Origin of the sequence: Cupriavidus taiwanensis (assembly GCF_900250115.1) — a bacterium.
Lineage (GTDB): Bacteria > Pseudomonadota > Gammaproteobacteria > Burkholderiales > Burkholderiaceae > Cupriavidus > Cupriavidus taiwanensis_B.
In genome coordinates, this window is the sequence record NZ_LT984803.1 from 57,512 (window position 1) to 83,952 (window position 26,441).

At 69.1% G+C, this 26,441-nt stretch carries 26 protein-coding genes; 15 read left to right on the forward strand and 11 right to left on the reverse strand.

Annotated elements, in window-relative coordinates:
- Nucleotides 1-64: 64 nt before the first annotated feature.
- Nucleotides 65-1,312, forward strand: coding sequence for an MFS transporter (locus CBM2586_RS00285; protein ID WP_231942525.1), 1,248 nt, complete (start codon nt 65-67; stop codon nt 1,310-1,312).
- An 8-nt stretch (nt 1,313-1,320) separates the two neighbouring features.
- Here the strand turns inward: CBM2586_RS00285 and CBM2586_RS00290 are convergent, their stop codons facing one another.
- Nucleotides 1,321-1,872, reverse strand: coding sequence for a MarR family winged helix-turn-helix transcriptional regulator (locus CBM2586_RS00290; RefSeq protein ID WP_115686584.1), 552 nt, complete (start codon nt 1,870-1,872; stop codon nt 1,321-1,323).
- 105 nt (nt 1,873-1,977) lie between these two features.
- Between CBM2586_RS00290 and CBM2586_RS00295 the strand changes: the two genes are divergently transcribed.
- From CBM2586_RS00295 to CBM2586_RS00305, 3 genes are all read left to right on the forward strand, one after another.
- Nucleotides 1,978-2,889, forward strand: coding sequence for an EamA family transporter (locus CBM2586_RS00295; protein WP_115663852.1), 912 nt, complete (start codon nt 1,978-1,980; stop codon nt 2,887-2,889).
- An 87-nt stretch (nt 2,890-2,976) separates the two neighbouring features.
- The gene (locus CBM2586_RS00300) at nt 2,977-3,243 is read left to right on the forward strand and encodes a hypothetical protein (protein ID WP_115663383.1); all 267 of its coding nucleotides are present in this window, start codon (nt 2,977-2,979) and stop codon (nt 3,241-3,243) included.
- A 99-nt stretch (nt 3,244-3,342) separates the two neighbouring features.
- Nucleotides 3,343-4,332, forward strand: a complete 990-nt coding sequence (locus CBM2586_RS00305) for a Bug family tripartite tricarboxylate transporter substrate binding protein (protein ID WP_115686585.1) — start codon at nt 3,343-3,345, stop codon at nt 4,330-4,332.
- Nucleotides 4,333-4,364: 32 nt separating this feature from the next.
- Here the strand turns inward: CBM2586_RS00305 and CBM2586_RS00310 are convergent, their stop codons facing one another.
- Entirely contained in the window at nt 4,365-5,045 is a 681-nt protein-coding gene (locus CBM2586_RS00310; protein ID WP_115663381.1) for a response regulator transcription factor, read from the reverse strand.
- Between the two features lie 230 nt (nt 5,046-5,275).
- Between CBM2586_RS00310 and CBM2586_RS00315 the strand changes: the two genes are divergently transcribed.
- Both CBM2586_RS00315 and CBM2586_RS00320 read left to right on the forward strand, forming a co-directional pair.
- Nucleotides 5,276-6,004 carry a response regulator transcription factor gene (locus CBM2586_RS00315; protein WP_115663380.1) on the forward strand — a complete coding sequence of 243 codons (729 nt, stop codon included), beginning with the start codon at nt 5,276-5,278 and terminating at the stop codon, nt 6,002-6,004.
- Nucleotides 6,001-6,759, forward strand: a complete 759-nt coding sequence (locus CBM2586_RS00320; protein ID WP_115686586.1) for a sensor histidine kinase — start codon at nt 6,001-6,003, stop codon at nt 6,757-6,759. Before CBM2586_RS00315 ends, CBM2586_RS00320 begins: the two co-directional genes overlap by 4 nt.
- 51 nt (nt 6,760-6,810) lie before the next feature.
- Here CBM2586_RS00320 and CBM2586_RS00325 read toward each other — a convergent pair whose 3' ends face one another.
- The 4 genes from CBM2586_RS00325 to minC all read right to left on the reverse strand — a co-directional run bounded on the left by CBM2586_RS00325 (nt 6,811) and on the right by minC (nt 10,192).
- Complete coding sequence (locus CBM2586_RS00325) at nt 6,811-7,890, reverse strand: porin (RefSeq protein ID WP_115663378.1); 1,080 nt, start codon at nt 7,888-7,890, stop codon at nt 6,811-6,813.
- A gap of 342 nt (nt 7,891-8,232) precedes the next feature.
- Nucleotides 8,233-8,487, reverse strand: coding sequence for a cell division topological specificity factor MinE (minE, locus tag CBM2586_RS00330; protein ID WP_012351386.1), 255 nt, complete (start codon nt 8,485-8,487; stop codon nt 8,233-8,235).
- A 21-nt stretch (nt 8,488-8,508) separates the two neighbouring features.
- Complete coding sequence (gene minD, locus CBM2586_RS00335) at nt 8,509-9,324, reverse strand: septum site-determining protein MinD (protein ID WP_018006695.1); 816 nt, start codon at nt 9,322-9,324, stop codon at nt 8,509-8,511.
- A gap of 67 nt (nt 9,325-9,391) precedes the next feature.
- Nucleotides 9,392-10,192: a septum site-determining protein MinC gene (gene minC, locus CBM2586_RS00340; protein ID WP_115663377.1), complete on the reverse strand. Its 801-nt coding sequence runs from the start codon at nt 10,190-10,192 to the stop codon at nt 9,392-9,394.
- Between the two features lie 217 nt (nt 10,193-10,409).
- Between minC and CBM2586_RS00345 the strand changes: the two genes are divergently transcribed.
- Together CBM2586_RS00345 and CBM2586_RS00350 are read left to right on the forward strand one after the other, a co-directional pair.
- Entirely contained in the window at nt 10,410-11,381 is a 972-nt protein-coding gene (locus tag CBM2586_RS00345; protein WP_115686587.1) for a magnesium and cobalt transport protein CorA, read from the forward strand.
- Between the two features lie 153 nt (nt 11,382-11,534).
- Nucleotides 11,535-12,236 (forward strand): tetratricopeptide repeat protein, encoded by a 702-nt coding sequence (locus CBM2586_RS00350; RefSeq protein ID WP_115663375.1) that lies wholly within the window; start codon nt 11,535-11,537, stop codon nt 12,234-12,236.
- A gap of 256 nt (nt 12,237-12,492) precedes the next feature.
- Here CBM2586_RS00350 and gatB read toward each other — a convergent pair whose 3' ends face one another.
- From gatB to gatC, 5 genes are all read right to left on the reverse strand, one after another.
- Nucleotides 12,493-13,950 carry an Asp-tRNA(Asn)/Glu-tRNA(Gln) amidotransferase subunit GatB gene (gene gatB, locus CBM2586_RS00355; RefSeq protein WP_115686588.1) on the reverse strand — a complete coding sequence of 486 codons (1,458 nt, stop codon included), beginning with the start codon at nt 13,948-13,950 and terminating at the stop codon, nt 12,493-12,495.
- Nucleotides 13,951-14,039: 89 nt separating this feature from the next.
- Nucleotides 14,040-15,149: a dienelactone hydrolase family protein gene (locus tag CBM2586_RS00360; RefSeq protein WP_115686589.1), complete on the reverse strand. Its 1,110-nt coding sequence runs from the start codon at nt 15,147-15,149 to the stop codon at nt 14,040-14,042.
- Nucleotides 15,150-15,175: 26 nt separating this feature from the next.
- Nucleotides 15,176-15,634, reverse strand: a complete 459-nt coding sequence (locus tag CBM2586_RS00365; RefSeq protein WP_115663372.1) for a hypothetical protein — start codon at nt 15,632-15,634, stop codon at nt 15,176-15,178.
- A gap of 2 nt (nt 15,635-15,636) precedes the next feature.
- A complete protein-coding gene (gatA, locus tag CBM2586_RS00370; RefSeq protein WP_115663371.1) occupies nt 15,637-17,142 on the reverse strand; it encodes an Asp-tRNA(Asn)/Glu-tRNA(Gln) amidotransferase subunit GatA in 1,506 nt (501 codons plus the stop codon).
- A gap of 85 nt (nt 17,143-17,227) precedes the next feature.
- Nucleotides 17,228-17,527: an Asp-tRNA(Asn)/Glu-tRNA(Gln) amidotransferase subunit GatC gene (gene gatC / locus CBM2586_RS00375; protein ID WP_115663370.1), complete on the reverse strand. Its 300-nt coding sequence runs from the start codon at nt 17,525-17,527 to the stop codon at nt 17,228-17,230.
- A 588-nt stretch (nt 17,528-18,115) separates the two neighbouring features.
- Between gatC and CBM2586_RS00380 the strand changes: the two genes are divergently transcribed.
- The 7 genes from CBM2586_RS00380 to CBM2586_RS00410 all read left to right on the forward strand — a co-directional run bounded on the left by CBM2586_RS00380 (nt 18,116) and on the right by CBM2586_RS00410 (nt 26,440).
- On the forward strand, nt 18,116-19,159 hold the full coding sequence (locus CBM2586_RS00380) for a rod shape-determining protein (protein ID WP_008648066.1): 1,044 nt from the start codon (nt 18,116-18,118) through the stop codon (nt 19,157-19,159).
- Between the two features lie 196 nt (nt 19,160-19,355).
- Complete coding sequence (mreC, locus tag CBM2586_RS00385) at nt 19,356-20,321, forward strand: rod shape-determining protein MreC (RefSeq protein WP_115686590.1); 966 nt, start codon at nt 19,356-19,358, stop codon at nt 20,319-20,321.
- The gene (mreD, locus tag CBM2586_RS00390; protein WP_115663368.1) at nt 20,318-20,830 is read left to right on the forward strand and encodes a rod shape-determining protein MreD; all 513 of its coding nucleotides are present in this window, start codon (nt 20,318-20,320) and stop codon (nt 20,828-20,830) included. The genes mreC and mreD overlap by 4 nt, the downstream gene beginning before the upstream one ends.
- 66 nt (nt 20,831-20,896) lie before the next feature.
- Nucleotides 20,897-23,203 carry a penicillin-binding protein 2 gene (gene mrdA / locus CBM2586_RS00395; RefSeq protein ID WP_115686591.1) on the forward strand — a complete coding sequence of 769 codons (2,307 nt, stop codon included), beginning with the start codon at nt 20,897-20,899 and terminating at the stop codon, nt 23,201-23,203.
- 11 nt (nt 23,204-23,214) lie between these two features.
- The gene (gene rodA, locus CBM2586_RS00400) at nt 23,215-24,357 is read left to right on the forward strand and encodes a rod shape-determining protein RodA (RefSeq protein WP_115663366.1); all 1,143 of its coding nucleotides are present in this window, start codon (nt 23,215-23,217) and stop codon (nt 24,355-24,357) included.
- A 287-nt stretch (nt 24,358-24,644) separates the two neighbouring features.
- Nucleotides 24,645-25,331 carry a DUF484 family protein gene (locus CBM2586_RS00405; protein ID WP_115686592.1) on the forward strand — a complete coding sequence of 229 codons (687 nt, stop codon included), beginning with the start codon at nt 24,645-24,647 and terminating at the stop codon, nt 25,329-25,331.
- A gap of 23 nt (nt 25,332-25,354) precedes the next feature.
- The gene (locus CBM2586_RS00410; protein ID WP_115663364.1) at nt 25,355-26,440 is read left to right on the forward strand and encodes a tyrosine recombinase XerC; all 1,086 of its coding nucleotides are present in this window, start codon (nt 25,355-25,357) and stop codon (nt 26,438-26,440) included.
- Nucleotide 26,441: the final 1 nt, after the last annotated feature.

The window sequence follows — 26,441 nt, forward strand, 5'->3', positions numbered from 1 at the left end:
TCGGTGCTCAGACTGTTCCTGGCCGGCGCCCCGCCGGCCGCTTTCCGTTTGTCGAGAGCCGCCAATGAGCACAACCATCGACTCCGCGCCGGCTGGCGCAGCCCCCGCGACCCCTTCGCTGACCCCGTCCCCGCAGGCGCAACGCACCGGTTTCCGCGTGCTGTCGGCGATCAGCTTCGCCCACTTCCTCAACGACATGATCCAGTCGCTGATCCTGGCGATCTATCCGATGCTGAAGGGCGGTTTCAACCTCAGCTTCACCCAGATCGGGCTGCTGACCATGACCTACCAGGTCACCGCGTCGCTGCTGCAGCCGGTGGTGGGCCTGTACACCGACAAGCATCCCAAGCCCCATTCGCTGGCGGTGGCGATGGCGTTTACGCTGGCCGGCCTGCTGCTGCTGTCGGTCGCGCCCAGCTATGGCGTGCTGCTGGTGGCCGCGGCGCTGGTCGGCACCGGCTCTTCGATCTTCCACCCGGAGTCGTCGCGCGTGGCGCGCATGGCATCGGGCGGCCAGCACGGGCTGGCGCAGTCGATCTTCCAGGTGGGCGGCAACGGCGGCAGCGCCATGGGCCCGCTGCTGGCGGCGCTGATCGTGCACCAGCAGGCCAGCCTGGCGTGGTTCTCGCTGGCGGCGCTGGTGGGCATCGTGGTGCTGTGGCGCATCGGCGGCTGGTACGCACGCCAGCTGGCGCAGGGCGCGCGCAAGCGCAAGGCAGCCGGCGCCACGGCCAGCCCGGTGGCGACGCGCGTGGTGGTGCGGGCCATGGTGGTGCTGATGGTGCTGGTGTTCTCCAAGTACTTCTACATGGCCAGCCTGACCTCGTATTACACCTTCTACCTGATGGAGCGCTTCGCGCTGGCGCGCCAGGACGCGCAACTGCACCTGTTCCTGTTCCTGTTCGCGGTCGCCGCCGGCACCATCCTGGGCGGCCCGATCGGCGACCGCATCGGCCGCAAGCGCGTGATCTGGGCCTCGATCCTGGGGGTGGCGCCGTTCACGCTGCTGCTGCCGCACGTGGGCCTGTTCTGGACCACGGTGCTGACCTTCATCATCGGCTTTATCCTGGCCTCGGCGTTCTCGGCGATCCTGGTGTTCGCGCAGGAACTGATTCCCGGCAAGGTCGGCATGGTGTCGGGACTGTTCTTCGGCTTTGCCTTCGGCATGGGCGGCATCGGTGCCGCGGTGCTGGGCGGCATGGCCGATACGCACGGCATCCGCGCGGTGTACGAGTACTGCGCCTACCTGCCGCTGCTGGGGCTGCTGACGGTGTTCCTGCCCGATCTGCGCGAGGCGCCGCAGCGCGCCTGAAGCGCGTCTCAGTGGCCTGACTTGCCTTCGCCGCCATCGTCCGATGGCGGCTCGAACATGCGCAGCCAGTGGCGCAGCAGCGTGGCCAGCTGCGCGCGCTCCGTCGCGCTCAGGCCTTGCAGCAGGCGGTGCTCGTTGGCCACGTGCAACTCCAGCGCGTGGTCGACGCGCTCGCGGCCGCCGTCGGTCAGCGCCACCAGCAGCCCTCGCCGGTCACCGGGATTGGGCTCGCGCCGCACCAGCCCGGCCCGCTCCAGATGGTCGAGCCGGTTGGTCATGGTGCCCGAGGTGATCATCAGCGAACCGATCAGCGCACCCGGCGACAGCGCATAGGGCGGCCCGGCCCTGCGCAGCGTCGCCAGCACATCGAACTCCCACGGCTGCAGGCCCGTTGCGCCGAGCGCAGCTTCGATGGCGCGGCCGGTATGCCGATTGAGCCGCCCCAGCCGGCCGAGGATGCCCATCGGCGAGGCATCGAGGTCGGGGCGTTCGCGCGCCCATTGGGCGAGGATGCCGTCGACATGGTCGGGCGCGTCTTCGGGCTTGCGGCGGGCGGTCATCGGGCAGGGCAGGCAGAGGGCAGGCATAGGCGAGCAGACCGAAGTATCTTGACATCAACCAATCGCCTTCGTAAAGTGATTTATCTTGATATCAAGAATATCGACATGAAGGCGAACCCACTTTCCACCGGCGTGGCGGCCGGCCCGGGCCTGCGGGACATCCTGCTGACCGGCCTGGCCCCGGCGATCTGGGGCAGCACCTACCTGGTCACCAGCCAGTGGTTGCCGCCGGGGCAGCCACTGCTTTCGGGCGCGATCCGCGCGCTGCCGGCAGGGCTGGCGATGCTGGCCATCGGCCGGCAACTGCCGCGGGGCAGCTGGTGGTGGCGCGCCGCGGTGCTGGGCGTGCTCAATATCGGCTTCTTCCAGGCGATGCTGTTCATCGCCGCCTACCGCCTGCCGGGCGGCGTCGCCGCCACCGTCGGCGCGATCCAGCCGTTGATCGTGGTGGTGCTGGCGTGGGCCTGGCTGGGTGCGCGGCCGCGTCCCGCCGCCTGGATGGCCGGGGCGGGCGGGCTGCTGGGCGTGGCGCTGCTGGTGCTCGGGCCGGCCGCCAGGCTGGATGCCGTCGGCGTGGCGGCGGCGGCCGCGGGGGCGGTGTCGATGGCGGTCGGCACGGTGCTGACGCGGCACTGGCACCCGCCGGTCTCGCCGCTGGTGCTGACGGCATGGCAACTGTGCGCGGGCGGGCTGTTCCTGCTGCCGTTCGCGCTGGCGCTGGAACCGCTGCCGGGGCATTTCACGCTGGCCAACTGGCTCGGCTACGCGTGGCTCAGCGTCGCCGGCGCCGGCTTCAGCTACGCGCTCTGGTTCCGCGGCGTGGCCCGCATGCCGTCGGCGGCGGTGGCGGCGCTGGGTTTGCTCAGTCCGGTCAGCGCCACGGTGCTCGGCTTCCTGGTGCTGGGGCAGGCACTGACGGCGGTACAGGCGGCCGGAGCGCTGCTGGTGCTGGGCAGCGTGTGGCTTGGCCAGCGCGCGGCCGCGCCCGCCACGGTGGCGCGCGCGCAGGCGGCCTGATGTCATCCGCGAAGGGTGCTGCTGCCGGGCGGAGTTTTGCGGCATCATGGCGGGCACTCAAGTCAGACGTGCCCATTCCCGCCGACGATGCCAGCCGCCCCAGATCCTTGCGCCACCCCCGCCCCGCCGCCCTGCGAGCGCTGCCTGGCGCTGGCCGACGACCCGCGCCGGCGCGAGCCGCCGGCCTGCCTGGCGCTGCGCGGCACCGCGCCGGTGGTGACGCAGAGTGCCGCCGGGGTGCCGTACAGCATGCTGTCGTTCTGCTGCCGCGACTGCGGCACGGGCTGGCGGCTCTACGACCGTGCCAACGAACTCTTTGTCTCGTGGGTGCCGGAGCGGCCGCTGGAGCGCTGAGCGCGCCGCATGATCGGCTAAGATAGCGGCTGTTCCGCGCCGCGCCGGCCCGTTGCGGCCGCGCGGCCGCTTCCGTCGAATCTCTCCCGCTTTCCCGTCATGGCCATTCCCTTCCGCCCGTCGCTGCTGGCCGCAGCGTGCGTCTTCGGTGCCGCCGCACTGGCCCCCGCGATCGCCGCCGCGGCCGACGCCTATCCCAGCCGCCCGATCCGCCTGATCGTCGCCTATCCCACCGGCGGCATCAGCGACACCGTGGCGCGCGCGCTCGGCGAGCGCCTGTCGGCGCAGATGGGCACCTCGGTGGTGGTCGAGAACAAGGCCGGCGCGGGCGGCAGCATCGGCATCGATGCGGTCGCCAAGGCCGCGCCGGACGGCTACACGCTCGGCTTTGCCGCGACCAGCCCGCTGACGCTGAATCCGCATGTGGGACGCGTCAACTACGATCCGCAGAAGGATGTGGCGCCGGTGATGAGCGTCATGTATTCGCCGGTGCTGGTGGTCGCGACGTCGGCCTTCAGCGGCAAGAGCTTTGCCGACGTGGTCGGCCAGGCCAGCGCCAGGCCTGGCTCGGTACGGTGGGCGACTTCGGGACTGGGCACGGTCGGCCATGTGGTGCTGGAACAGATCAAGCAGAAGTCGAAGGCTGACATCGTGCTGATTCCGTACAAGGGCGCGGGCCAGCAGATGAACGATGCGCTCGGCGGCCAGTTCGAGGTGATGAGCACCAACGCCAGCCCGGTGCTGAGCCAGCATATGCAGGCCGGCCGCCTGCGCGCGCTGGCGGTGGGCGCGCCCGGGCGCCTGGAAAGCCTGCCCGCGGTGCCGACGCTGGCCGAGCTGGGCTACCCCAAGGCCAACCTGACCTCCACCTTCGGTGTCTTCGCGCCGGGCAAGACCCCCGCGGCCATCATCAACCGCCTGAACGCCGAGCTGAACAAGGCCCTGGCCGAGCCGGAAGTCCATGAGCGCCTGCTCAAGGGCGGCGAAGTGCCGACCGGCGGCACGCCGGCGCAGTTTGCCAAGGCCATCCGCGAAGAATCCGCGGAAAACGCGCGCATCGTCAGGGAAGCCGGCATCAAGGCCGACTGAAGCACCGGGCCGGCAGCGTTGCCGCGGCCGGGCTAGGCCGCATCGAGCCGGCTCCCCAGCCCGTACACCGACGACAGCCGCACGCCGTTGTGCGGCCACAGCGCCAGCTTGGTGCGCACGCGCGACAGGTGGCTGTCCACCGTGCGCGAGGCCGCGTCCATGTGGTAGCGCCAGACCTGGTCGACCATGGTCTGGCGCAGCACCAGCGAACCCAGGTTGCGGAACAGCAGCACCGCCAGGTCGAATTCCTTCGGCGCCAGCAGCACCGGCTTGCCCTGCACCCACACCTGCCGCTCGGCGGTGGCAAAGCGGAACGGCCCGTGTTCCAGGTCGCAGTCCGCGCTTGCCGGCCGCGCGCGGCGCAGCAGCGCCAGCACGCGCGCGGCCAGTTCCGCGGTGCGCAGCGGCTTGGCCAAGTAGCTGTCCGCGCCCTGCGCCAGACAGGCCGCGACAAAGCCTTCTTCGTTCGACGCCCCGGTCAGCATCACCGGCATCTCGTTGCCCAAGGTGCGGCGCACCCACGACAGCACTTCCAGCGCCGGCAGGCCCGGCGTATCGCAATCGAGCATCAGCAGATCGAACGACCTGCCCCGCAGCGCGCCGATCAGCGCGCGCCCGCTGAGGTAGCGCGTGCACTGGTGGCCGTTCAGGCGCAGGGTTTGTTCGATGCTGACGGCGAGGGTGGGGTCCGCCTGCAGCGCGGCGATCTTCACGGACGTGGCTCCTGTGCGCGGACGCATCGCGATGCGCCGCCGGTGGACACAGCTTGACAACAGGGTGAGCGCGGGCACGGGTCGGCCAGCAGCGAAGCCCATGGTAGGAGCGGCCCGCTAGGGCGAGAAGTAAAAGATTGTTGAAAGGCGAGATTGAGCGCTTTCCTATTCGGGCGGGCCGCGACACCGGATTAAATGTCCCGCTAATGGCCAGTTCCGTCGGAGGCAACATGGGAAAGAAAACGGCATCGCGCATTGCATCGCTTGAGGACGCGCCCGCGGATGCGGCGCTGATCCGCCAGGTCGTTGCCAGCGCGGGATACGAGTGCGTGACCTTCGGCGAAAGCCGGCGCCTGCTGCTGGCGCTGCGCGACGCCGGCTTCGAGCTGCTGCTGCTGGACTGGCAGATGCCGGACCTGTCCGGGCGCGAGGTGCTGGCGTGGGTGCGCACCCACCTGGACCGGCGCATCCCGGTCATGTTCCTGAGCTGCCGCGATGCCGAGCACGATATCGTCAGCGCGCTCGCCGCCGGCGCCGATGACTACATGGTCAAGCCGATCCGCCCGGCCGAGCTGGCCGCGCGCATCGACTGCCTGCTGCGGCGCGCGTATCCCGCGCAGGCGTCGCCGCACGCGCCGCTGCGGCTGGGCGACTACGCCTTCGACTGCGCCTTGCGCCGGGTCACCTGCAACGGGCAGCCGATCGGCCTGACCCCCAAGGAGTTCGACCTCGCGGTGCTGCTGTTCCGCCACGAAGGCCGCATCGTCACGCGCGACCACATCACCGCCGCGGTCTGGGGGCGCGAGATCTCGCCGATGTCGCGCACCATCGATACCCATGTTTCGCGCGTGCGCAGCAAGCTGGGACTGCAGGCCGAGCACGGCATGCGGCTGACCCCGGTCTACACGCACGGCTACCGGCTGGAGCGCCTGGCACACGCCGAGCGGGCCGCGGCATGACGGCGCGGCCGCTGCGCCTGGCGCTGCTTGCCGCGGCGTTGTGCCTGGGCGGCTGCCGCCTGGCGCGACGCAGCTGCAGCGCAGCTGCGGTGCCGGTGCCGGCAAGCGGCCGCGACGCCCGCGACCCGGCCGCCGTGCATGACATGCTGCTGCATGTGCTGGGCCACGACCTGCGCGAACCCAATGCCTCGCTGCTGGCGTGGCTGGCGCTGCGCCAGACCCGCTCGCAGGCCGATGCGGCGCTGCTGGCGCAGGTGGGTGGCCATGCGCGCCGCGCGCTGCGCCATCTCGATGACCTGAACCGGCTGCTGCGCGAAACCCGGCATGCCTACCGGATGCGGCGGATCGCCATGGAAGCCCTGCTCGATGAAGCGCTGGACCGCGTCTGGACCGAAGCCGGCGCGGCCGGGATCCGGCTGGAACGCCCGGCGGGGCGCCTGCCGCGCGTCGGCGGGGACGCGGCGATGCTCGCCGGCACGCTGGAATGGCTGCTGTCCAGTGCCATCGGCGCGGCAGCGCAGGGCACGACATTGCGCACCCTGTGCCGCGGCCATGCCGGTGGCGTGGCGCTGTCGATCGTGTTCCAGCCCGCCGACGAGGGCGCCGCGCATCTGGCCCGGCCCGGACCCGCGCTGCTGTACGCGCAGCGGGTGGTGGCACGCCATGGCGGCCTGCTGGTGCCGCTGCAGCCGATGCAGGGCGACGCCGTGCAGGCGGGCTGGTACCTGTGGCTGCGGCGCCGGCCGCGCCCATGAAAAAAGGCACCCGAAGGTGCCTTTTGCCAGGAACTGCTGATCCGGTATCGATCAGAAGATGTGGCGGATACCCAGGGCAGCGCCGGTCTGGTTGTTGCGGCCCGGCATTTCGGTGGTGGTGCCGCCCGAAACCTTGTTGAAGTCAACCGTCCCGTAGACCTGGGTGCGCTTCGACAGCGAGTATTCGGCCAGCAGCACGCCGGTGTAGCGGCGGCCGTTGTTGTTGTTCACGCCGTTCTTGTTCTCGACGTAGTCGCCGTAGAACACGCCGGTCAGCGCCAGGGCCGGGGTGGCCTGGTAAGTCAGGCCGATGTAGCCGAGGGTGTCCTTGCGCGGGTTGTTGGCGGCGCCTGCGGCGATCACGCCCGGCGCCGGAGCGGCAGCCGAGTTGTTCAGGAAGCCGCTGTCGATGACGCCGGTGCGGTCCTGGCCGCCGATGTAACCGACGAACAGCTTGGCCGGGCCAAAGGCGTACTTACCGGCAGCGCCCCACATTTGCTGCTTGTTGCCGTTGATATCGCGGATTTCCTGGTACACGCCGCCGATGCCGAACGGACCGAACGAGTAGGCGGCACGGGTGCCCCAGTACTGGTTCCGGCTCATGCTGCCCGGCTGCTCGCCGAAGCCGTAGCTGGCGCCGACGTCCAGGCCGCCGAACTTGCCGGCGTAGCTGACCACGTTGTTGTTGCGGAACTGGGTCAGGAAGAACGGCCAGGCGTTGTTGGTGTAGTTGCCGATGGTCAGCGGATCGTAGTCGCCGAAGAAGTTAAAGCCTTCGGTGTACTGGCGGCCCAGCTTGATCGTGCCGAAGTCGCCCGACAGGCCGACGTAAGCCTGACGGCCAAACAGGCTGTTGTTCTGGTTGGCGCGGCCGGTATCCGGGTCAAAGCCCCCTTCCAGCTGGAAGATCGCCTTCAGGTTGTTGCCCAGGGCTTCGCTGCCCTTCATGCCCCAGCGGCTGTTGGTGATGGCGCCGTTGGTCAGTTCCCAGGAGTTGTCATTGTTGGCGTTCGCGTTCGTCTGGAAGCGGATGCTCTGGTCGACGATACCGTACAGGGTGACGGAGGTTTGTGCGAAAGCCGAACCTGCCAACAGGCTGCCGGCTGCGAGGACGATGGCCGATTTCTTCATGGTGCTCCTTTTCTGTCTTGTACTGTGCCCTTCGCCGGATCACGGCGGGGATAAGGTCTACGTTTCGTGTAAACGCCGCGAAAATTTAACAAAACGTAAGGAACAAGGACACAAAACTCCGTGGAGCCGCGCTTTCAAGCAGGAAATTGATGCAATTCCGTTGTCTGGCCGCTACAGAATTCTGCATTCGGGGGACAAGGCAGCGCTGCGGGGACGCCGCGAAGCCGCACTGGCACGGCGGCGGGGCGTTGGCGCGACGGGGGAGGGGCGCGGGAAGGGGCGGGAAGGGGCGGGGCGGCGAGCCCCGCAGGGGCATGGACCCGGCGCCGCCGGGTCCTGTGCTCAGTGCTGCGGGATCTCGATCTTGACCTCGAGCACCTCGAGGTTGTCCTGGCGCTCCAGGCTGACGCGCAGGTCCTGGTCGCCGATCTTGACGTACTTGGAAATCACCGCCACCAGCTCGCGCTGCAGCGCGGGCAGGTAGTCGGCGGGGGCGGAATGGCCGGTGCGCTCGTGCGCCAGGATGATCTGCAGCCGCTCCTTGGCGACCGACGCGGACTTCTTCTTCTCTCCCAGCAGGAAGGAAAGGATCGACATGGGGTGAGCCCTCCTTGACCGTTACTTGTTGCCGAAGATGCGCGAGAACAGCCCCGGCTTCTGGTAGTCGGTGAAACGCATTGGCTTGTCCTTGCCGAGGAAGCGGTCCACCACGTCGCTGTAGGCGTCAGACACGTCGCTGCCTTCCAGGTGGATGGCGGGCGTGCCCTGGTTGGAGGCGTGCAGCACCGCTTCCGATTCCGGCACCACGCCGATCAGCTTGATGCGCAGGATTTCCTGGATGTCGGTCAGCGACAGCATCTCGCCGCCATGCACGCGCTTGGGGTTGTAGCGGGTGATCAGCAGGTGTTCCTTGATCGGCTCGCCGCCCTCGGTGGCGCGCTTGGTCTTGGACGCCAGGATGCCGAGGATGCGGTCCGAATCGCGCACCGACGACACTTCCGGGTTGGTCACGATCAGCGCCTCGTCGGCGAAGTACATCGCCATCAGCGCGCCCGACTCGATGCCGGCGGGCGAGTCGCAGACGATGTACTCGAAATCCATCTCGATTAGGCCGTCGATCACCTTCTCGACGCCCTCGCGCGTGAGCGCGTCCTTGTCGCGCGTCTGCGAGGCCGGCAGGATGAACAGGTTCTCGCACTTCTTGTCCTTGATCAGCGCCTGGCGCAGGTTGGCTTCGCCCTGCACCACGTTGATCAGGTCATACACCACGCGGCGTTCGCAACCCATGATCAGGTCGAGGTTGCGCAGGCCGACGTCGAAGTCGATCACGGCAGTCTTGTGGCCGCGCAGGGCCAGGCCGGCGGCAAAGCTGGCGCTGGTGGTGGTCTTGCCGACGCCTCCCTTGCCGGAGGTCACAACGATGATTTTTGCCATGGCTCTTTGGTCCAGTAATAAGTTGAAGCTTGCGCTCTCTGTGATCCGGTCTCGAGGGACACCGCGGTTACTTGAGCCGCAGCGCTTCGAGGATCAGTTTTTCATCGGCCAGGCGCACCTGGGCGGTCTTGCCGTGCACGTCGGCCGGCAGCGTCTGCTCCGCGGTCCGGTAGATGCCGGCGATGGAAATCAGTTCGGGCTCCATGCACGTGCTGAAGATGCGCGCGGCGGTGTTGCCCTTGACCCCCGCCAGCGCGCGGCCGCGCAGCGGGGCGTAGATATGGATGTTGCCTTCGGCGATGACCTCGGCACCATAGCTGACCACGTCCATGATGACCACGTCGCCATGCGCGTAGACCTGCTGGCCCGAGCGCAGCGGCTTGTCGATCAGCAGGGTCTGGGTCTGGCGCACGGCGGCGGCGACGGCGGCGTCGGTGGCCGCCTGCGCCGCGGCACGGGCGGCTTGCTCGCGCGCCGCCTGTTCGGCGGCGGCTTGTTCGGCGGCGGCTGCGGCCTTGGCTTCGGCGGCACGCTCGGCGGTGCCGTTGCGGCGGGCCTGGCTGTCGAGCAGCGGCAGGCCGAAGCGCTCGGCCCAATCGCGCTGGCCGGCACGTGCCACCACGCCGATGGCGCGGGCCTTGAGCGTGGCCAGCGTGTCGATCACGGTGCCGAGCGCGACTTCGCTGTCATCGTCGAGCGCGCGCAGGTCCAGCGCGATCACGTCATTGGAGAAGAAGTCGGGGGTGGCTTCGAAGCGGGTGAGGAGGTCATCCCGCAGCGCAGCCATGTCGGCGGTCTGGAGGGCGAGAAGGAGGGCGTCGACGTTGCCACTGCGCAGCTCGAAGCGTGGCGATTTCTTCTGGGACATAGCCGGGTGACCGTGGAAATGCCACATTCTAACGTCGTATCTGTCGCGAACTGTAACAATTGGATCGATATGTACCGCAGGTGGCGCGTGGGCTCCATGCGCGTGCCCGTGGCGCGGCGCAAGTGTGGCCGGCGCGGCTTGCGCGACCTCGGCTCGCGGCGCCCGGGCATCGTGCAAAGCCTTGTTACGATTGCGCCATCTGATTAGCGGAGTTTCCATGGGCGCCATCGTCAATTGCGTGGCTTACCGGCAGGGCAAGCGGCTCGGCACGGTAGGCATGGAAGAAATCCCCACGGTGCTGGCGGTGCCCGGCACCTTCGTCTGGCTGGGCCTGCACGAGCCCGAACTGGCACTGCTGCGCCAGGCGCAACGGGCCTTCGGCCTGCACGACCTCGCGGTCGAAGACGCCACCAACGCGCACCAGCGCCCGAAGCTCGAGGCCTACGGCGATTCCGTGTTCGTAGTGCTCAACACCGCGCAACTGGTCGAGGACGAAGTCGTGGTCGGCGAGACCCATCTGTTCGTCGGCCCCAACTACGTGGTCTCGGTCCGCCACGGCGCCAGCAGCACCTATGCGCCGGTCCGCGAGCGCTGCGAGCATGATCCGCACGGCCTGGCGAACGGCCCCGGCTACGTGCTGTACGCGCTGATGGACTTTGTCGTCGACCACTACCTGCCCATCGTCACGCGCCTGGAGGACACCTTCGAGGCGCTCGAGCAAGGCATCTTCCGCGACGAATTCGACCGTGCCGCGATCGAGCGCCTGTACCAGGTCAAGCGCCAGGTGCTGCGCCTGCGCAATGCGGTGAGCCCGGTCGAAGACATGTGCGGCCAGCTGATCCGGCTGCACGAAGAGCTGGTGCCCAGGGAGTTGCGCGCTTATTTCCGCGATATCGAAGACCACGCCAGCCGCCAGGTGCGTACGCTCGACGTGGTGCGCGAAATGCTGACCACCGCGGTGCAGGTCAACCTGGCGCTGGTCACCGTCGGCCAGAACGAGGTGGTCAAGCGGCTGGCCGGCTGGGGCGCGATCCTGGCAATCCCGACAGTGGTGTTCAGCCTGTACGGCATGAATTTCGATTTCATGCCGGAGCTGAAAATCCACTATGCCTATCCGGCCGTGATCGGCGTGACCGCGGTGGCCTGTGGCGCGCTGTGGCGGCGGCTGCACCGCGCGGGGTGGATCTGAGCCCGGGCCCTTCGGGGCCAGATTATTGGTGTGACGAATGATCGGGTCGCCATTGTTCGCTTCTTGATTATTCGCGCCGATAGCCGGGCGCTACCGGGCATTCCCGCCGACTCCTACACTGAAGCAAGGAAGGCCTTGCGCCCGGAGTCCGCCATGTTGAAAGCCCGTTCCCCGCATGCCGCCGTGCTGGCCGGCATCCTTTGCGCATGGCTGGTCCTGCCGCATGCCGCCGCCGCACCCCAGCCCGCCGCTCCGGCGCAGGCGCAGACCCGCGACGCGGTCGCTGCCTACGAGTCGGGCCGCTTCGACCAGGCCTTGCGCGGCTTCGCCGGCGCCGCGCGCCAGGGCAACCGTCTCGCGCAATTCAACTACGCGATGATGCTGCTGCGTGGCGAGGGCACCGCCGCGCGGCCACAAGAGGCGCTGGTGTGGCTGCGCAAGGCGGCCGACAACGGCATGACCCATGCGCAATACACCTGGGGCGACCTGTACGAGCGCGGCGAGCTGGTGCCGAAATCGCTGGAACAGGCGAACCGCTGGTATGAGCTGGCGGCGCAGGGCGGCCACGTGCAGGCGCAGATGGAACTGGCGACGAACTACTTCACCGGCCGCGGCGTGCCGCGCGACTACGCGCAGGCGTTTGCGTGGTACCGCCGCGCGGCGAGCGCGGGGGACGGCGGCGCGCAGTACATCGTCGGCAGCTTCTATGAGCGCGGCGAGCCGGGCGTGGTCGACCGGGATATCGAGCAGGCCAAGATCTGGTACGCGCGCTCGGCGGCACGCGGGGATCCGGGGGCGCTGGCGAAGCTGCGGTCGCTGCTGGAGGAGACGGTGAGGGGCAGGGCCGGGATGTAGGCAAGAACTGCCCGTCACGACAACGAAGCGGCGGTCTTGGGTGCTCCAGCGCCGCCGGAGCTAGCCTGAGCAAGGTGTTCTCCCTCTCCCCTCATGGGGAGGGGGCCGGGGTGAGGGGTGGTTTAGCAGGGAACCACATGAAGCGGGGCCAACGTTTTTTTATCACGGCGGCTCCGGCAAACGTCCGCCCTCACCCCCGCCCCTCTCCCGCAAGCGGGAGAGGGGAGCAAACCGGCGCAGGTTGAACCGCTCGGGCTCACCCCAGCTTCTTCCTCAACAACTCGTTCACCTGCGCCGGATTCGCCTTGCCCCTGGTCGCCTTCATCGCCTGGCCGACCAGCGCGTTGAACGCCTTTTCCTTGCCCGAGCGGAATTCCTCGACCGACTTGGCATTGGCGGCCAGCACCTCGTCGATGATCTTTTCCAGCTCGCCGCTGTCGGACATCTGCTTCAGCCCCTTGGCCGCGATGATGGCGTCGGCGTCGCCGCCGTGCTCGCCCGCCCACATCGCCGGGAACACGTCCTTCTTGGCGGTGTTGTTCGACACCGTGCCGTCGGCGATGCGCGCCAGCAGCTTGGCCAGTTGCGCCGGCGTGACCGGGGCGGCGTCGATGGCGATGCCTTCGCGGTTCAGCTGCGAGGCCACGTCGCCCATCAGCCAGTTGGCGGCGGGCTTGGCGCTGGCGGCACCGGCGCCGGCGACCACGGCTTCATAGTAGGCGGCGTAGGCCTTGGTCGCGGTCAGCATGGTGGCGTCATACGCCGACAGGCCGTACTGCGAGACGAAGCGCGCCTGCATCGCCGCCGGCAGCTCCGGCAGCTCGCCGCGCACGCGCTCGATCCAGCCGGCGTCGATTTCCAGCGGCATCAGGTCCGGGTCGGGGAAATAGCGGTAGTCGTGCGCGTCTTCCTTGGTGCGCATGGCGCGCGTTTCGCCGGTGTCCGGGTCGAACAGCACGGTGGCCTGCTGGATCTTGCGGCCGTCCTCGATCTCGGCGATTTGCCACTGCACCTCGTATTCGATGGCCTGCTGCAGGAAGCGGAACGAGTTCAGGTTCTTGATCTCGCGGCGCGTGCCGAATTCCTTCTGTCCGACCGGGCGCACCGACACGTTGGCGTCGCAGCGGAAGCTGCCTTCCTGCATGTTGCCGTCGCAGATGCCCAGCCACACCACCAGCGAGTGCAGCGCCTTGGCGTACGCCACCGCTTCGGCGGCGCTGCGCATGTCGGGCTCGGTGACGATTTCCAGCAGCGGCGTGCCGGCACGGTTCAGGTCGATGCCGGTCATGCCGGCAAAATCCTCGTGCAGCGACTTGCCCGCGTCTTCTTCCAGGTGCGCGCGCGTCAGGTTGACGGTCTTTTCGTAGAACTCGCCTTTCTTGCCTTCGACCTGGATGGTGATGGTGCCGCCCTGGACCACGGGGATCTCATACTGGCTGATCTGGTAGCCCTTGGGCAGGTCCGGGTAAAAGTAGTTCTTGCGCGCGAACACGCTGCGCGGCGCGATGGTGGCGCCGATCGCCAGGCCGAACTGGATCGCGCGCTCGACCGCGCCCTGGTTGAGCACGGGCAGCACGCCCGGCAGCGCCAGGTCCACCGGCGACGCCTGCGTGTTGGCCTCGGCGCCGAAGGCGGTGGAGGTGCCGGAAAAAATCTTGGAGGCCGTCGACAGCTGCGCGTGCGTTTCGAGGCCGATCACCACTTCCCATTGCATGGCGGTATTCCTGTTCGGTTCTTTCGGTGTTGTCTGTTGCGAGGGAGCGGCTGCGCCGCCCCGGTGTTCTGTCTGGTCTGGCATGGCGGTCAGGGGTCGGGGCTGGCCAGCCAGGAGTCGAGCTGGGCCAGCGCGGCCACGCGAGCCACCGCGTCGCCGCCGACGGTGACGCTCTGGCCCTTGCGCATGGCGGCGGCGGGCACATCGCTGCGCCGATGCAGCTCGCTGGTGCCGTCGAAGCCGTGATAGGCGCCCGGATAGATCTCCAGCCGGAAGCGCGCCCCCGGCTGGCGCGCCTGCACCGCGCTCTGCAGCATGGCGCAGCGGGTCGCGGGGGTCCAGTCGTCGGCGCCGCCGATCATCAGCAGCAACGGCGCGCGCAGGCGGAAGCTGTGCTGCTGCACCGCGCGCTTGCAGCCCGGGTAGAACGCCACCGCGCGCTCCACCGGCGGCGTGCCGGCCGGCCACGGGCGGCTGGCGTCCACGGTCGCCAGCACCGCCTGCGCGCCGTTGGACCAGCCCAGCAGCACGATGCGCGCGGCATCGGCCGCGGGCTGCTGCGCCACCCAGCGCAGCGCGGCGAGCGCGTCGGCGCGGCGGGTGCGGTCGTCGATGGCACGGTTGTCGATGGGCTCGGCGCAGATGCCGTGGGGCCTGCCGCGCGCGCTGAAGCTGTCCGGCATCAGCACCGCGTAGCCGCGTTCGGTGAGCCAGTGCGCGTATTCGCGGTAGCGTTGCTGCAGCTGCCCCGCAACGTCCGCGGTGTCGGCGCCGGTTGCCGCCGCGCTGCCGTCGCGCGCGGCGCGCTGCGCCAGCAGGCCGCCGCAGCCGTGCAGCGCCACCACCACCGGCAGCGCGCGCGGCGTGGTGCCCTCGCGCGGCAGGAACCAGTAGGCGGTCAGCGCCGGCGTGGCGGCATCGCCGCGCAGCTGGACCCGCTGCGCGGGCACGGGCGCGACTGCCGCCCTGGCTGCTGCCGAAGAAGCGGGCGCGGCCCGGCTCACGGCGTTCGGCGCCAGCACGCCCGCCGGCGTCAGCGGGGCCGGCGCATCCAGCGGGGGTGCCGGCAGGTCCGGCGTATGCGCCGCGGCGCCGGCCAGCCAAGCGCCAAACGCCAGCGCCGCCGCGGCGCGCAGCCACGCGCCCGCCGGACGGGCGGCGCGTGGCGCGTGTTGCGGGATGGCGGGGGCGTGGACCATGGCCGGCTGCTGTGGCGACAGTGGCGTCAGCGCGTGGGGGCGCAGGCGCCGGTGCCGGGCTCGAACATCACGGGCCAGGCCTGCTCATAGATGCCGGGGGTACAGCGCTGCTGGCAGTTGGCGTGCGCCAGCGTGACTCGGCGCGGGTCCTGCCACACCATCAGCTTGCAGCCGCTGCCGTCATTGGCGCGCAGCTCGATATGCGGCTTCTTCTGGGTCTGGCGGAAGTCGGCCAGGTTGAAGCTGCACGAGCCGCGCTTGCCCACCCACAGCTTCCACGACAACTGCTGCACGCTGTTGTCCGCGATGCGCAGCTGCGCATCTTCGCGGAAGCCGTCTTCCTCGGTGCGGCGGCAGTCGCCGGCCAGGTCGATGTCGCGGCTGGCGATCGGCGTGGGCTTGCCGATGATCGGCAGCTGGATGCAGCCGGCCACCAGCGCGGCGAGCGCGGCGGCAGCAAGCAGGCGGAGCAGGGTGCGGGTCATGGTCAGGCCTTGGCGGGGCGGCGCAGGTGCCAGTCGGTCGCCTGCTGGAACGCATGCGCGGCCTGCAGCAGGCGCGCTTCGTCGAAGTAGTTGCCGATCAGCTGCAGGCCGACGGGCAGGTTGCCCTCGCCGAAGCCGCACGGCACGCTCATGCCGGGCAGGCCGGCCAGGCTGGTCGACAGCGTGAAGATATCGGCCAGGTACATCTGCACCGGATCCGAGGTCTTCTCGCCCAGCTTCCACGCTACCGTCGGCGCCACCGGGCCCATGATCACGTCGCACTGGGCGAAGGCGCGCTGGAAGTCGTCGGCGATGATGCGGCGGATCTTCTGCGCCTGCAGGTAGTAGGCGTCGTAGTAGCCGTGCGACAGCACGTAGGTGCCGACCATGATGCGGCGCTTGACCTCGGCGCCGAAGCCTTCGGCGCGGGTCTTCTTGTACATGTCGAGCAGGTCGCGGTACTCGGCGGCGCGGTGGCCGTAGCGCACGCCGTCGAAGCGCGACAGGTTGGACGAAGCCTCGGCCGGCGCGATCACGTAGTACACCGGGATCGACAGCTCGGTCTTGGGCAGCGATACCTCGACCAGCGTTGCGCCCAGCTTTTCATATTCGGCCAGCGCCGCGCGCACGGCCTGCTCGACATCGGCCGACAGGCCCTTGCCGAAGTACTCCTTCGGCAGGCCGATGCGCAGCCCCGCCAGCGGGCGCTCTGCCGTGGCGCCGGCGCGCGGCTGGCCCAGCAGGCGGGTGTAGTCCTCGTCCACGCCGCCTTGCTCCGGCGGGATGCTGGTCGAGTCCTTCGGGTCGAAGCCGGCCATGGCGTTGAGCAGCAGCGCGCAGTCCTCGGCGCTGTGGGCCATCGGGCCGCCCTGGTCCAGCGACGAGGCAAAGGCGATCATGCCGTAGCGCGACACGCGGCCGTAGGTTGGCTTGATGCCGGTGATGCCCGAGAACGATGCCGGCTGGCGGATCGAGCCGCCGGTGTCGGTGCCGGTGGCGGCGGGCGCGAGGCCGGCGGCGACCGCGGTGGCCGAGCCGCCCGACGAGCCGCCGGGCACGCGGCTGGCGTCCCACGGGTTGCGCACCGGTCCGAAATGCGAGTTCTCGTTGGACGAGCCCATCGCGAACTCGTCCATGTTGGTCTTGCCCAGCGTGACCATGCCGGCGGCCGCCATGCGTTCGACCACGGTGGCGTCGAACGGGCTTTCATAGTTGGCCAGCATCTTCGAGCCGGCGGTGGCGCGCCAGCCGCGCGTGACGAACACATCCTTGTGCGCCACCGGCACGCCGGTCAGCGGCGCGGCCTCGCCGCGCGCGCGGCGCGCATCGGCGGCGCGGGCCTGGGCCAGGGTCAGCTCGGCGTCGACGTGGATGAAGGCGTTGAGCGCGCTGGCCTGCTCGATGCGGGCCAGGTATTCGCGCGCGAGTTCCTCGGCGGAGACGGTGCGCGCGGCCAGGGCGTCGGCAAGCTGGCGCAGGGAAGTCACGGAATCAGCGGAAAAGGGCATGACAGTCGGTCGGCATCAGGGGTGTTGTACTGGCGGGCGGACCGTGTCGGGCCTGGCAGCGCAGGCGGCACGGCCCGGGCACGGGTCATTCGATGACCTTGGGCACCAGGTACAGGCCGTCTTCGGTGGCCGGCGCGGGGCGCTGGTAGTCGGCGCGGCGGTCGGCCTCGGTGACCACGTCCTCGCGCAGGCGCTGGACCATGTCGCGCACGGCCGACAGCGGATGCGCCAGCGGCTCGATGCCGGTGGTGTCGACCGCCTGCATTTGCTCGACCAGCGAGAAAAAGTTGTTCAGCTGCGCAAGCGTCTGGGCGGCCTCGTCATCGCTGGTTTCGATGCGGGCGAGGTGGGCAATGCGCTTGACGTCGGATAGGTCGAGGGCCATGGCGTGGTGGATCGATGCTCGGATACAGATACGAAGGGTGGCGCGGGCTGCGCCGGCGGCCGGCTCACGGGGCCGCTTCGTCGCGCGGCCCGGGCCTGACCATGGGCGCCGGAGGTCGCCCCGGAGTCGTCAGAATTGCAGGTATTTTCAGGCTGTAAACGCCCGAAGCAGCCAGAATTATAAGGTATCATTGCGAGTTACCGACCTTTGGCAACGCCTGCGCCACATGGCCTGCGGCCGGCGCCTGCGCGCCCGGTGTCCGAAGGCGCCCGAAGGGCAAACCTGGGTCCTCTGATTAGGCCTTGCCGCCGGTCCCGCATGTCGCGCCACCCGCCGACATGATGCGCCGGCGCCTGCACATTTCCGCGAACTTTTCGGCGGGGTCTAATCAAAGGTTCCCGTAGGGCCGGCGCGTGCGGTGCGCCGGCGGTGCCTATCCCATGCCCCTCCGGCCGGACAGCCGGGGCGGCGGGCGGAGCGGGAAGCCGAGAACCATTCCGTATTCAACACAACGTACTTCGTGGCCGGGCCGCTCGCGGCGCCGGCCGCTTCGCCTACCCGCGAACACCATCACAGACAGGATTCCTGATGTTCGGATTTCTCCGCAGCTACTTCTCCAACGACCTGGCGATCGACCTCGGCACCGCCAACACGCTGATCTACATGCGCGACAAGGGCATCGTGCTGGACGAGCCCTCGGTCGTTGCGATCCGCCAGGAAGGCGGCCCCAACGCCAAGAAGACCATCACGGCGGTGGGCAAGGAAGCCAAGCAGATGCTGGGCAAGGTGCCGGGCAATATCGAGGCGATCCGCCCGATGAAGGACGGCGTGATCGCCGACTTCACCGTGACCGAGCAGATGCTCAAGCAATTCATCAAGATGGTGCATGACAGCAAGCTGCTGCGCCCGAGCCCGCGCATCATCATCTGCGTGCCGTGCGGCTCGACCCAGGTCGAGCGCCGCGCCATCCGCGAATCCGCGCTGGGCGCCGGCGCCAGCCAGGTGTACCTGATCGAGGAGCCGATGTCGGCCGCGATCGGCGCCGGCCTGCCGGTGTCGGAGCCGTCGGGCTCGATGGTGGTCGATATCGGCGGCGGCACCACCGAGGTCGGCATCATCTCGCTGGGCGGCATGGTTTACAAGGGTTCGGTGCGCGTCGGCGGCGACAAGTTCGACGAGGCCATCGTCAACTACATCCGCCGCAACTACGGCATGCTGATCGGCGAGCAGACCGCCGAGGCGATCAAGAAGGAAATCGGCTCGGCCTTCCCGGGCTCCGAGGTCCGCGAGATGGAAGTCAAGGGCCGCAACCTGTCCGAGGGCATTCCGCGCGCCTTCACGGTGTCGTCCAACGAAATCCTGGAAGCGCTGACCGATCCGCTGAACCAGATCGTGTCGGCGGTCAAGATCGCGCTGGAACAGACCCCGCCCGAACTGGGCGCCGACATCGCCGAGCGCGGCATGATGCTCACCGGTGGCGGCGCGCTGCTGCGCGACCTGGACCGCCTGCTGGCGGAAGAAACCGGCCTGCCGGTGCTGGTCGCCGAAGACCCGCTGACCTGCGTGGTGCGCGGCTCCGGCATGGCGCTGGAACGCATGGACAAGCTCGGCAGCATCTTCTCCTACGAGTAAGAAGGACGCTCACGTGGCGATGCGCGGCCTGCCGGATCGAGTGATCATGGCGGCGTCGCGGCGCCTCATCCGCCGGGGCCGGGCCCTGGCAGCTCCCGCCGCCCGACCGTGCCGCGCCCGATCCCGCCAGGGGCCGGGGCGCGCCGCGGCGGGCGGCGGGGCGTTTCCGCGTGGCCTCCGGCCTTTGTTCGGGTAAATGGATTACTCCCCTCCGCCGCTCTTCAAGCAAGGCACCTCGGCCGTCGCCAGGCTGGTCCTGTATGTGGGCATCGCGCTGGCGCTGCTGGTGGTCGACGCCCGTTTCGACGCGCTGCGCGTGGGCCGGCAGGTTGCCGCCACCGTGCTGATGCCGGTCGAGCGCCTGGTGCTGGCGCCGCGCGACGCGCTGCGCACCATGTTCGACTATGCGCAGTCGTCGGCGACGCTCGCCACCGAGAACCGCGAGCTGCGCCAGAACGCGGTGCAGCAGGCCCAGGCCTCGGTGCGCCAGGCGCAGCTCGAGGCCGAGAACAACCAGTTGCGCAAGCTGCTCGGGCTGGCGCAGCAGTCGGCCACGCCGGTGACCGCGGCCGAGATCCTGTATGACGCGCGCGATCCGTACAGCCAGCGCATCGTCATCGACAAGGGCAGCCAGCACGGCCTGCGCGCCGGCTACCCGGTGATCGACGAGCGCGGCGTGGTGGGGCAGGTCACGCGCGTGTCGCCGTTCCAGTCCGAGGTGACACTGCTGACCGACAAGGACCAGGCGATTCCGGTGCAGGTGGTGCGCAACGGCCTGCGCAGCGTGGCCTTCGGCGGCGCGCGCGCGGGCCACCTCGACCTGCGCTTCATGGCCGCCGCCGCCGACCTGCAGCAGGGCGACCTGCTGGTGACCTCGGGCCTGGACGGCACCTATCCGCCGGGCCTGCCGGTGGCGAAGATCGTGCAGATCGAGCGCAAGGCCGATACCGCGTTCTCGCGTGTCTATTGCGAGCCGGTGGCCGGCGTGCGCGCGCACCGCCAGCTGCTGGTGGTGCGCTACGACGCCGCCATCCCGGCGCGCGAAGCGGTCGAGGCGCGGCCGCAGGCGCCGGTCAAGGGCGCCAAGTCCGCCGCGGCGCGCGCCGCGGCCGACAGCGCCGCGGCCGGCAAGGCCGCGCCCGCCAAGGAGGCACCACGGTGACCAATCCCCAATACCTGCTGCGGCCGGTCAATCCGGCCTTCATCGCCTTCAGCTTCGTGCTGGCGTTCCTGTTCAACCTGATGCCGTGGGGCACCACGCTGTGGATCCCGGACATGGTGGCGCTGGTGCTGGTGTTCTGGAACATCCACCAGCCGCGCAAGGTGGGCATGGGCGTGGCCTTCCTGCTCGGCCTGCTGATGGACGTGCACGATGCCCGGCTGCTGGGCGAGCACGCGCTGGCTTACACGCTGCTGGCCTACTTCGCCATCACCATCCACCGCCGTGTGCTGTGGTTCACGGTCTATACCCAGGCGCTGCACGTGCTGCCGCTGCTGTTCATCGCGCACGCGGTGCCGGTGCTGATCCGCCTGGCGATGGGCGCGCCGCTGCCCGGCTGGTCGCTGCTGCTGGCGCCGGCGATCGAGGCGCTGCTGTGGCCGCTCGCCACCAGCCTGCTGCTGGCGCCGCAGCGCCGCTCGACCGATGTCGACGAGACCCGGCCGATCTGACGCCGCCATCGCCATCACCATCGCCCGCCATCGTCCACCACCGATATCTCCAGGCCACGCAGTACCATGACCGAAATCCGCAACGTCGAACTGGAAATCGGCCGCTTCCGCATCCGCGTGGCGGCCGCGGCGCTGTTTACGGTGATCTGCTTTGGCCTGCTGTTCTCGCGCTTCCTCTGGCTGCAGTGGTACAAGCATGACCAGTACTCGGCCAAGGCCGAGGACAACCGCATCTCGGTGGCGCCGATCGAGCCCAACCGCGGCATCATCATGGACCGCAACGGGGTCGTGCTGGCGCGCAACTATTCCGCATACACACTCGAAATCACCCCGTCCAAGCTGACCGATACGCTGGACAACACCATCGAAGGCCTGTCTGCGCTGGTCGACATCCAGCCGCGCGACCGGCGCCGCTTCAAGCGGCTGATGGAGGAGTCGCGCAGCTTTGAAAGCCTGCCGATCCGCAGCCAGCTGACCGACGGGGAAGTGGCGCGCTTCTCCGCGCAGCGCTTCCGCTTCCCCGGCGTCGACGTGCGGGCCCGGCTGTTCCGCCAGTATCCGCTGGGCGAGTCGGCGTCGCACGTGATCGGCTACCTGGGCCGCATTTCGCAACGCGACCAGGAGCGCATCGAAGCCATGGACGAGGCCAACGATGCCGATGGCGCCAGGTACGACCCGCGCAAGGATGCCGACAACTACAAGGGCTCCAACTACATCGGCAAGATCGGCCTCGAGCAGAGCTACGAGACCGAGCTGCACGGACTGACCGGGTTCGAGGAAGTGGAAGTGAGCGCGGGCGGCCGCCCGATCCGTACCCTGTCCACCTCGCCGGCGACGCCGGGCAACAACCTGATCCTGTCGCTGGACATCCGCCTGCAGCAGCTGGCCGAGGCGCTCTACGGCGACCGCCGCGGCGCGCTGGTGGCGATCGAGCCGTCCACGGGCGACATCCTGGCCTTTGTCTCCAAGCCCACCTTCGACCCCAACCTGTTTGTCGAAGGCATCGACACCAATACCTGGAACGAGCTCAACGGCTCGCCCGACAAGCCGCTGCTGAACCGCCCGCTGCGTGGCACGTATCCGCCGGGCTCGACCTACAAGCCGTTCATGGCACTGGCGGCGCTGACGACCGGCAAGCGCACCGCGAACTGGGGCATGTCGGATCCGGGCTTCTTCACGCTGGGCAACCACACCTTCCGCGACGACAAGCCGGGCGGCCACGGCTGGGTCGACATGCACAGCTCGATCGTGCATTCATGCGACACCTACTACTACGTGCTGGCGCGCGACATGGGGGTCAACGGCATCCATGACTTCATGAAGCCGCTGGGCTTCGGCCAGATCACCGGCATCGACATCGAGGGCGAAAGCCGCGGCATCCTGCCGTCGACCGACTGGAAGCGCCGCGCCTACCGCAAGCCCGAGCAGCAGAAGTGGTATGAGGGCGAGACCATCTCGCTGGGCATCGGCCAGGGCTACAACAGTTTCACCATCCTGCAGCTGGCGCAGGCGACCTCGGTGATCGTCAACGACGGCAAGGTGATGAAGCCGCACCTGGTCAAGGCCATCGAAGACGCGGTCACGCGCAAGCGCACGCTGACCGTGCCCAAGGAAAGCTACACCATCCCGCTCAAGCAGGCCGACATCAACGTGATCAAGCGCGCCATGGTGGCGGTGACGCACTCGGGCACGGCCGCGCGCGTGTTCGCCGGCGCCGCCTACGAGTCCGCCGGCAAGACCGGCACGGCGCAGACCTACAGCCTGTCCAAGGGCGAGAAGTACAACCACCACGCGCTCGCCGAGCACAAGCGCGACCACTCGCTGTACACGGCCTTCGCGCCGGCCGACAACCCCAAGATCGCGATCGCGCTGATCGTCGAGAACGCCGGCTTCGGTGCCGCGGTGGCCGCGCCGATCGCGCGCAAGGTGATGGACTACTACCTGACCGGCAAGTGGCCCGCCGAGCTGGAGGCGATGGCGCCCCCTGCCAGCGAGCGCGTGGCCGGACGCGCGCCGGTGGAGACGCCGAGCGTGTTCACCACCGGCCAGACCGCCAGCATTGCCAGCGCCACGGTGATGTCCAGCGGCGGCGCGTCGGCCAGCGGCGCTGACGCCAGCGCGGTGGCGGCGGCCTCGGCCGCGCATGTGCCGACGCCGGAAGCGATCGCCGCGACGCTCGACCCCGACGCCATCGCCCCGGCCTCGGCGGTGCAGACGCTGGACCAGCGCATGCTGCAGGCGCTGGGCCACAGCAAGCCGCAGACCCCGGCGCCGGCCTCGGCGGCGGCCGTGCCGGCCAAGGCGCCCGCGCCCAAACCACGCGTCAGGCCCGTGGCTGCCAAGGCAGCCAGCGGTGCCGACGCCACTCGCTGAAGGAGACGCGCATGGATCGACGCCGCGTCATGTCCCTGGTCAAGACCGCGCTGACCGGTTTTGACAAGCCGCTCTCGCTGATCGTGTTCCTGCTGTTCGCCACCGGCATCGTGGCGTTGTATTCGGCCGCCATCGACATGCCGGGACGGGTCGAGGACCAGTTGCGCAACATCCTGCTGTCGTACGTGGTGATGTTCGTGATCGCCTACCTGCCGACCCAGACGCTGATGCGGGTGGCGGTGCCGATCTATACGGTCGGGGTGGCACTGCTGATCGCAGTGGCCATGTTCGGCCTGATCCGCAAGGGTGCGCGCCGCTGGCTCTATGTCGGCATGGTGATCCAGCCGTCCGAGATCATGAAGATCTCGATGCCGCTGATGCTGGCGTGGTATTTCCAGAAACGCGAGGGCGTGATCCGGTGGTTCGACTTCATCGTCGCGCTGGTGCTGCTGCTGATTCCGGTGGGGCTGATCGCCAAGCAGCCCGACCTGGGCACGGCGCTGCTGGTGATGGCCGCGGGCCTTTATGTGATCTACTTCGCAGGGCTGTCGTGGAAGCTGATCCTGCCGCTGATGGGGATCCTGGTGGTCGCCATCACGCTGCTGATCACCTTCCAGAACGACATATGCGCGCCGGGCGTGAACTGGCCGGTGCTGCACGACTACCAGCAGCACCGCGTCTGCACGCTGCTGGACCCGACCAGCGATCCGCTCGGCAAGGGTTTCCACACGATCCAGTCGATCATCGCGATCGGCTCGGGCGGGGTCGAGGGCAAGGGCTGGCTCAAGGGCACGCAGACCCACCTGGAATTCATCCCGGAAAAGCACACCGACTTTATCTTCGCGGTGTACTCGGAAGAGTTCGGCCTGATCGGCAACGCGGTGCTGCTAGTGCTGTACCTGCTGCTGATCTTCCGCGGGCTCTTTATCGCGGCCAATGCGCCGACGCTGTTCTCGCGGCTGCTGGCGGGGTCGATCACGCTGATCTTCTTTACCTATGCCTTCGTCAACATGGGCATGGTCAGCGGCATCCTGCCGGTGGTGGGCGTGCCGCTGCCGCTGCTGAGCTACGGCGGCACCGCGCTGGTGACGCTGGGCGCGGGCATCGGCATCTTGATGAGCATTTCGCGGCAGAAGCGGCTGATCCAGACGTAGGCCGTTGCATACCGCTGGTTTGCGCCGCTCTCCCGCGTGCGGGAGAGCGGCGGGGGTGAGGGCGGGCGTTTGCCGGAGCCACGGTGCTGGAAAAAAACGTTGGCCCCGCTTTATGTGGCCGCTAGCTAAACCACCCCTCACCCCGGCCCTCTCCCCATGACGGGAGAGTGAGAACACCTTGCCTGGGCTAGTCCGGGCGGCTTGGGAGCACCCAACACCGGACGTCTCTTTCGATTTGTGGGGTTTGCTAAACTGCCACCCACTTAACCTCTACCGGTCCACGCCCCATGAACGCCCAAGACGTTGCCGCCTACCTGCAGAGCCATCCCGAATTCTTCGAAGAGCATGCCGAGTTGCTGGCCGCGGTGCAGCTGACCAGCCCGCACAGCCATCGCGCCGTGTCGCTGCAGGAGCGCCAGATGGAAATCCTGCGCGAGAAGAACAAGGGCCTGGAGCTGCGCCTGGCCGACCTGGTCCGCCATGGCCACGAGAACGACCGCACCCAGCAGCGCCTGCACGACTGGCAACTGCGCCTGCTGGCCGAGGCCGATTCGCACGCGTTGCCGTATGCGGTGCAGGACGGCCTGCAGCAGGTGTTCGACGTGCCGGCGGTGGCGCTCAAGCTGTGGGATGTCGCCGAACAGTACGCGCACATCGAAGTGGCGCAGGGCGCCAGCGAAGACCTGCGTATCTTTGCCGAGGGCCTGCGTGCGCCTTACTGCGGCAGCAACAGCGGCTTCGAGGCGGCCAGCCTGCTGGAGCGCGACGATGTCACTTCGCTGGCGATGGTGGCGCTGCGCGTGCCGGTGCGCGCCGGCGAGGCCGAAGCCAGTGCCGACGTGCGTGGCGCCGCCTTTGGCCTGCTGGTGCTGGGCTCGCCCGATCCGCGCCGCTTCCACGAAGGCATGGGCACCGCTTACCTGTCGCAGATCGGCGCGGTCGCGGGTGCCGCGCTGAACCGGCTGCGCGACTGAAGCCGCGGCCTTGCAATAACGCCATGACTGCACGCCGGCCGCTGCGCGCTGTGGTCGCTTCGTCCGCGCCCGCGGACGGCGAGGCGCCGTCGCCGGACCCGCTGGTGACGCGCTATCTCGACTGGCTGCGCGGCAGCCGCAAGCTGGCCGAGCACACGCTGTCGGGCTATGCGCGCGAACTGCGCGTGCTGCAGGCGCACGCGGCGCAGCATGCGCCGGGGGTCGCGCTGCTGGCGCTGCAGACTCACCATATCCGCCATTTCGCGGCACGGCTGCATGCCGCCGGGCTGGTCGGCACCAGCATCGGGCGCGCGCTGTCGGCATGGCGCGGCTTCTATCTCTGGGCGGCGCGCCATGGCCATGGCGTGACCGTGAATCCGGTCGACGGCGTGCGCGCGCCGCGCTCCGGGCACGCGCTGCCCAAGGCGCTGTCGGTCGAGCACGCGGTGGCGCTGGTCGCCCACCCTGCCGGCACCGATGCCGAGGCGCTGCGCGACCAGGCCGTCTATGAACTGTTCTACTCGAGCGGGCTGCGGCTGTCCGAGCTGGTGCAGCTGGACCTGCGCTATGCCGAGGCCGACGGCTACCGCTCGAGCGGCTGGCTCGACCTGGCCGGCGCCGAGGTGACCGTGACCGGCAAGGGCTCGCGCCGGCGCTCGGTGCCGGTCGGCAGCAAGGCCATCGCGGCGCTGCAGGCATGGCTGGCGGTGCGCGACGGCTTGCTGCGGCCGGGTGCCGCGCCCGAGGACGCCAATGCCCTGTTCCTGGGGCCGCGCGGACGGCGCCTGTCGATGCGCACGGTACAGCTGCGGCTCAAGCAGCAGGCGCTGCGCGCCGGGGTGCCGGCCGACGTGCATCCGCATATGCTGCGGCATTCCTTCGCCACCCACATGCTGCAGTCGTCCGGCGACCTGCGCGCGGTGCAGGAGATGCTGGGCCATGCCAGCATCTCGACCACGCAGGTCTACACCGCACTCGATTTCCAGCACCTGGCCAAGGTCTACGACAAGGCCCACCCCCGTGCCGGCCGGGCGCGCGCGAAACCGGCGGCCGATGCGGCCGATGCCGCCGAAAGCGCGGCGCAGACCGGCACCACCCCGGAAGACTGAC